This window comes from Streptomyces sp. NPDC059874, from assembly GCF_042731135.1.
Lineage (GTDB): Bacteria > Actinomycetota > Actinomycetes > Streptomycetales > Streptomycetaceae > Streptomyces.
On the sequence record NZ_JBHWJY010000161.1, the window covers coordinates 1 to 5,688 of the forward strand.

Annotated in this window: 7 protein-coding genes; 4 read left to right on the forward strand and 3 right to left on the reverse strand. The window is 74.5% G+C overall.

The features are described from left to right. Positions 1–127 precede the first annotated feature (127 nt). Entirely contained in the window at positions 128–778 is a 651-nt protein-coding gene (locus ACFV9H_RS40960; protein WP_385409026.1) for an NAD(P)-dependent oxidoreductase, read from the reverse strand. 82 nt (positions 779–860) lie between these two features. On the opposite strand from ACFV9H_RS40960, the gene ACFV9H_RS40965 reads away from it, so the two are divergent. Beyond that, entirely contained in the window at positions 861–1,466 is a 606-nt protein-coding gene (locus ACFV9H_RS40965) for a TetR/AcrR family transcriptional regulator (RefSeq protein WP_385409028.1), read from the forward strand. Here ACFV9H_RS40965 and ACFV9H_RS40970 read toward each other — a convergent pair. After that, positions 1,405–2,340, reverse strand: a complete 936-nt coding sequence (locus ACFV9H_RS40970; protein ID WP_385409030.1) for a carbohydrate kinase — start codon at positions 2,338–2,340, stop codon at positions 1,405–1,407. The genes ACFV9H_RS40965 and ACFV9H_RS40970 overlap by 62 nt on opposite strands. Positions 2,341–2,419: 79 nt before the next feature. Between ACFV9H_RS40970 and ACFV9H_RS40975 the strand changes: the two genes are divergently transcribed. Continuing rightward, a complete protein-coding gene (locus tag ACFV9H_RS40975) occupies positions 2,420–2,851 on the forward strand; it encodes a Rieske (2Fe-2S) protein (protein WP_385409031.1) in 432 nt (143 codons plus the stop codon). Positions 2,852–2,895: 44 nt separating this feature from the next. Here the strand turns inward: ACFV9H_RS40975 and ACFV9H_RS40980 are convergent, their stop codons facing one another. Then, entirely contained in the window at positions 2,896–3,864 is a 969-nt protein-coding gene (locus ACFV9H_RS40980; RefSeq protein WP_385409033.1) for a hypothetical protein, read from the reverse strand. Positions 3,865–4,094: 230 nt separating this feature from the next. Here ACFV9H_RS40980 and ACFV9H_RS40985 point away from each other — a divergent pair, with 230 nt between their 5' ends. After that, positions 4,095–4,706 carry a papain-like cysteine protease family protein gene (locus ACFV9H_RS40985; protein WP_385409034.1) on the forward strand — a complete coding sequence of 204 codons (612 nt, stop codon included), beginning with the start codon at positions 4,095–4,097 and terminating at the stop codon, positions 4,704–4,706. Positions 4,707–4,711: 5 nt separating this feature from the next. Beyond that, positions 4,712–5,500 carry a hypothetical protein gene (locus ACFV9H_RS40990; protein WP_385409035.1) on the forward strand — a complete coding sequence of 263 codons (789 nt, stop codon included), beginning with the start codon at positions 4,712–4,714 and terminating at the stop codon, positions 5,498–5,500. Positions 5,501–5,688 lie beyond the last annotated feature (188 nt).

Below are 5,688 nucleotides of genomic sequence, written 5' to 3' on the forward strand. Positions count from 1 at the left end.
CCTCAAACGCTGGCGGGGCTGGAAAATCCAGCCCCGCCGGCGTTTGAGGCGCGGGGTCTGGGGCGGAGCCCCAGGAGCGGCCGCCCGCGCTGGGAAGTTACGCCCACCGTGCGGCGGCGGAGCCGGGCTAGGACGCTACCCCGACCGCGCGGCCCGCGACGGCCGGGTCCGTCAGAGCCGTCAGCAGCGCGTCCGCGACGTCCGCGCGGGGGATGACCCGGCCGCCCCGGACATTGCCGTCGATCGCGCGCCGGTAGGTCCCCGTGAGGGGCTTGTTCTGGAGCATCGGCGGCCGGATGACCGTCCACTGCGTACCGCTCGCCCCCATCGCCGCCTCCATGTCCGCGAGGTCCGCGTACAGGTCCCGCAGCAGCCTGCGCAGCAGCGGGTAGACCACGGCGCGGGTGAACACCCCCTCGCCGTCCGGCAGTCGGCCGACCGGCGCGGCGCTCACCGCGGACAGCCGGCGCACTCCCGCACGGTCCATGGCCGAGGTGATCGCGTCCAGTGCGGGACCCGCGATGGGGGTCGCCTTGGCCTGCTTGTTGCTCGCCGCACCCAGCGCGGAGATCACCGCGTCCTGACCGCTCACCACCGCCAGCAGTGCCTCCTCGTCGGTCACGTCGGTCACCGTGGCCACGCACAGTCGTTCGTGGGCGGGAACGGGCAGGCGGGCCGGGTCGCGGACCACCGCGGTCACCTCGTGCCCCGCGTCGAGCGCCTGTCGTACGACCTCGCGGCCGACGCCGCCCGTGGCACCGAACACCGTGATCTTCATGGATACCCCCATGGTCGAAGAAGGTGGAACAGGTGTGGTGGGTGAGTGCTCACTCACCTCTCGCTTCGGCTATGGTGAGTGAATGCTCACCTCAAAGTCAAGCCGTCCCACCCCGGAGCGGCTGCTCGACGCCGCCGAGAAGCTGATGCGCACCAGTGGCCTGGCCAGTGCCACCACGAAGGCCATCGCCCGCGAGGCCGGCTGCTCGGAGGCCGCGCTCTACAAGCACTTCGCGAACAAGGAAGAGCTCTTCGTGCGCGTGCTGATGGAGCGGACCCCCAACGCGGGCCCGCTCATGACCGCCTTGCAGGAGGGCGCGGGGGAGCGGGGCGTCGAGGAGGGGCTCACCGAGATCGCCCGACACGCCTCGCTCTTCTACTCCGACGCCATGCCCATGGCCGCCTCGCTCTTCGCCGAGCCCGCCCTGCTCACCCGCCACCGCGAAGGCGTCCAGAAGATCGGCGCCGGGCCGCACGTGGTACTCGACGCGCTGGCCGGCAGGCTGCGGCGGGAGCTCGACGCGGGCCGGCTGCGGCCCGACGCCGACCCGGAGGCCGCGGCCGCGCTGCTGCTCGGCGCCTGCTTCCAGCGGGCCTTCTTCCTGCACTTCTCCGGGGTCGAAGTGGTCAGGCCGGTCGAGGAGTTCGCCCCCGCCGTGGCCCGGACGGTCTGGGCGGCCATCCGCTGAGCTCGGAGGCGTACGGGGGCTCCGCCCCGGCCCGGGTGCAGGTCAGGGCGGCCGCGTGCGCGGCGTACGCGAGGACGTCCGGCCAGTCCACCGGCTCGCCCGGCGGCGCCGCCGAGAGCCGGTGCAGCAGGGCGGCGTTGACGGTGTCGCCCGCGCCGATCGTGTCCGCCACCGCGATGCGGCGGGCCGGCACCGAGTGCTCCGCGCCCTCGCGCGTCCAGACCGTCAGGCCGGCCGCACCCCGGGTCAGCACCACCGCCGAGGGACCCGCCGCCAGCCAGTCGCCGACCCGGCCGCCGAGCCAGGCCGCGTCCTCCTCCGACAGCTTGAGGACGCCCGTGTGCGGCAGCAGCCGGGTCAGGAAGCGGGCCCGGTGGGCGGCAGGGTCAGGAATCAGCGCCGGCCGGATGTTGGGGTCCAGCAGGGTCGGCAGCCCGCGCCGCGACTCCCGGCGCAGCAGGGCCTCGTACGCGCTCGCCCCCGGTTCCAGCACCAGCGAGCAGGTGCCGAGCGCGAGGGCCCTGGCCCCCTCGGGCAGCGCGGGCGGCAGGGTGAACAGCCGGTCGGCGGTGCCCTCGACGTAGAAGCCGTACGAGGCCGAGCCGTCCGGGGCCAGGGAGGGCACGGCGAGGGTGGTCGGTTCGGGCCCGCGCTGGACGAGGGAGAGGTCCACCCCGGCCGCCCGCAGCCCGGACATGAGGCTCTCACCGAAGCCGTCCGTGGAGACCCGGGAGCAGAAGGACACGTCGGCGCCGAGCCGGCCGAGGGCGAGCGCGGTGTTGTACGGGCCCCCGCCCGGCCGCGGGAGCAGGGCGCCCGGCGGATGCGCCACGGGCACCAGGTCGATGAGGGCTTCTCCGCCGACGACGATCACGCGGGGGAAGCTACCCCATCGGGCGACTGTATCGTCGGGTGGGCCCGTGCCCGGCCGATCGACACCTCAGGAGAACCGCATGTCCGCGTCGCAGTCCGCAGCCCGCCGTACCGTCCTCAAGGGCGCCGCCGCGCTCGCCGGGGCCGTCGGTGCCGGAGCGACGCTCGCGGCGTGTTCCACCGAGACCAACAGCGGCAACGGCAGCCCCGCGGTCCCGGCCGAGCCGGTGGAGCTGGGCGCCGCGACCGAGGTCCCGGTGGGCGGCGCGAAGCTGTACCGGGAGAAGAAGCTGATCGTCAGCTGCCCGGCGGAGGGCCAGTACAAGGCCTTCAGCGCGCAGTGCACGCACGCCGGCTGCGTCCTGGACAAGATCGACAAGGGCGAGGGCAACTGCCCCTGCCACGGCAGCCGCTTCGACGTGACCACCGGCAAGGTCCTGCAGGGACCGGCCACCGACCCGCTGCCGGCCGTCCCGGTCAAGGCGGAGAACGGCAAGCTGATCGCCGGCTAGCACCACCGGCTCACCGGCCCGAGGGTGCGGGGCGCCGGCACCGCTCAGTCCCAGTCCCAGGCGATCCCCAGGATCCCGCGCCGCACCGACTGTTCCACCAGGTGCACCGCCCGGTGCCGGCCGCTCGGCGTCAGGTCCGCGAGGCCGGTGCGCGGGGACTCGGGGCCGGAGCGGGCGAAGCGGCGGCAGCGCACCGGCAGGGCCGCCTCGTCGAAGCGGACCTGGAGCATGTACTGGCCGCCCGCGTAGCTGAAGCCGCGCACGTACTCCCCGCTGCGCGCGCCCGTACCGTCCTCGATCCCGTACCCGAAGACGTACGTGTCCCCGCGCCGCAGCCGCGCGTCGAAGAGCAGCTCCGCGACCACCACCCCGGCCTCCGGGTGGCAGCGGACCCGGCCCGTGCGGCAGTTCTCGTACGCCGTCACGCGCATCCGGGACACGTCGCAGCCCGGGTCGCCGTGGTGGATGGCCAGGTAGCGGTCGACGCCGTCGCGGTGCGCCCGGACGATCTGCTGTGACTCGCGGGCCCGCATCTCGCCCGCCGGCCCTATGCGGACCCGCTCGTGGTGGCCGAGCGTGTGCAGTCCGCCGTCAGACGGGAGCTCCATCGCGTCCAGCAGCCGCTCCACCGTGCCGCCCATGCTGAACAGGGCCCGGTACGGACGGGCGGCCGGGCGGGCCGGCCCGGGGTCCGGTTCCGGGGAGGTCAGCAGGCGCAGCAGGGCGCCGTCCGGCAGCTCCAGGATCTGCTCCAGCGCGGTGACGGCCCGCAGGGACTCGGGATGGCGCGGCCTGCGCGCGCCCTGCTGCCAGTAACTGAGGCTGGTGACACCGACCTTGATGCCGCGCGCCGCGAGCCGGTGCTGCACGCGGTGCAGGGGCAGTCCACGTGCGGCGAGGGCGGCGCGCAGGGCGAGGTGGAAGGGGCCGGCGCGCAGTAACCGGCCGAGTTCCGGCGTGCCCGCCGCGCCCGCCGTGCCCGCTGTGTCCGCCGTGTTCCCGGTCGGCCGCATCGCCGCTCCTCTGTGAACGTTCACACGCGCCGGCGTGGGGGGCCGGGCCGGTGGTACCGGGGGAGCAGGTGGCACGACAGCCACCGTTCACACCGCAGTCCCACCGTTCACACTGCAATGTCACCGCGTATTGAAGCGTGTTGACCTGCTCGCGACAACACCCCGATGCTCCTCCACAGCGTCCGGACGCGCTCCTCCACCCCCACGATCCCCACCTCGGGAGGAACGCGATGCGCAACAGAAACCGGCGGCGGCATTCCCCGGCCGCCCTCGTCACCGCCCTGCTCCTCGCCCTGCCCCTCAGTGCCGGTACCGCCACCGCCGCCGGGACCGGCTCGGACACCGAAAGCGCGGTCCTGGCCGCCTACAAGCGCCTGAACATCACCATGCAGGCACAGCAGAAGACCAACTGGTGCTGGGCCGCGAGCGGCAACACCATCGCCACCTGGTTCGGCCGCAGCTACACCCAGAACCAGTTCTGCAACGCCGCCTTCAACCGTCAGCAGGGCTACGACTGCCCGAACAACCAGGCCACCCTCGGCAACGTGCAGACCGGGCTGCGCTGGGCCGGCATCAACCCCGGTTCGTACGTGAACGGCTGGCTCCAGTACTCCACCGTCCAAACCGAGATCAACGCCAACCGCCCGATCGAGACCCGTATCCAGTGGTCGGGCGGCGGTGGCCACATGCACGTCATCTACGGCTACGACACCGCGAGCAGCTGGGTCTACTGGGGCGACCCGTGGCCCTCCAGCGACCGCTACAACTGGGCCTCGCACGCCTGGTACGTGGACAACAGCACCTTCTCCTGGACCCACTCCCTCTACCGGATCGGGGCGTGACCGCCATGACCCTGCGCGCCACCGCCGCCGCCGCGGTCCTCGCGGCCACCACCCTCCTCGGGCTCGCCGCGCAGGCCTCCGCGACCCCCGTTCCGCAGCCGCAGGCCGCCACCGCCGAGACCAGGGCCGCCGCCGCGCGGGCGGCCGGGGCGCCGGACACCCTGGCCACGCTCTCCCGCTTCTTCGCGAGGGAGGGCAAGATCTCGCCCACCGCCGCGCAGCCCCGCATCGAAGGGGAGCCGATACCGGTGCACCACCTCTCCCCGGACTTCGTCGCCGGCAAGCCGGGCGCGTCCGTGGCCCGGCTGGAGTTCCTCGCGAGCAAGGCCGTGTCCGCCGATGGGCAACAGGCCGCGCTGTGGACCGCCCGGACGGCGGCGGGGTGGCAGGTGGTGAACATCGCCACCGGCGACGACGAATTCCGCTACGCGCGGATGGGCGCGGAGAAACTTCCCGGCGGGACGGTGTTCCGCGAGCCGCAGATCGACGCGTGGTACGTCGCCGGGGGCGAGCGGGTGCTGCCGCTGGACGAGGACGCGGTGGCTGCCGTGGGTGCCGGAGGGACCACGCTGGGCGCGTACCGTGCGCGGGTCGTCACGGCGTACGGGGACAAGCTGCCCGGCTCTGCGTACGCCGAGGGCGGCAAGGCGGGTGGTTTCGCCGAGCCGTCAGCCGCCGCCGTGGGTGATGCGCCGCTGATCGGCGGGGCCGCCGGCGCGCTCGCGCTGGGCGGGGTCGGGGTGCTGGCCGCCGCCGCGGTGCGGCGCTCGCGCCGGCCCACCGCCGTGGCGTAGCCCCGCACCCCCGCAGGGCCCGGCTCCGCTGGGCGCCGGGCCCTGCGGGGCATTCCCCACCCCGCCCCGTCCCGAAACAGGGGGCGCCGCCCCCCCACCCCCCCCCCACAAAAACCCCGCGGGGGGGGGGGTTCGGGCCGGGGGGGGGGTGGGGCGGGGGGAGGGGGGGGGGGCCCCCCCGGGGGCGG

Bases quoted from the DNA above. Each gene is read 5' to 3' on its own strand.
- ACFV9H_RS40985 (WP_385409034.1), top strand. From the start codon at position 4,095: ATGCGCAACAGAAACCGGCGGCGGCATTCCCCGGCCGCCCTCGTCACC.
- ACFV9H_RS40990 (WP_385409035.1), top strand. From the start codon at position 4,712: ATGACCCTGCGCGCCACCGCCGCCGCCGCGGTCCTCGCGGCCACCACC.
- ACFV9H_RS40960 (WP_385409026.1), bottom strand. From the start codon at position 778: ATGAAGATCACGGTGTTCGGTGCCACGGGCGGCGTCGGCCGCGAGGTC.
- ACFV9H_RS40980 (WP_385409033.1), bottom strand. From the start codon at position 3,864: ATGCGGCCGACCGGGAACACGGCGGACACAGCGGGCACGGCGGGCGCG.
- ACFV9H_RS40975 (WP_385409031.1), top strand. From the start codon at position 2,420: ATGTCCGCGTCGCAGTCCGCAGCCCGCCGTACCGTCCTCAAGGGCGCC.
- ACFV9H_RS40965 (WP_385409028.1), top strand. From the start codon at position 861: ATGCTCACCTCAAAGTCAAGCCGTCCCACCCCGGAGCGGCTGCTCGAC.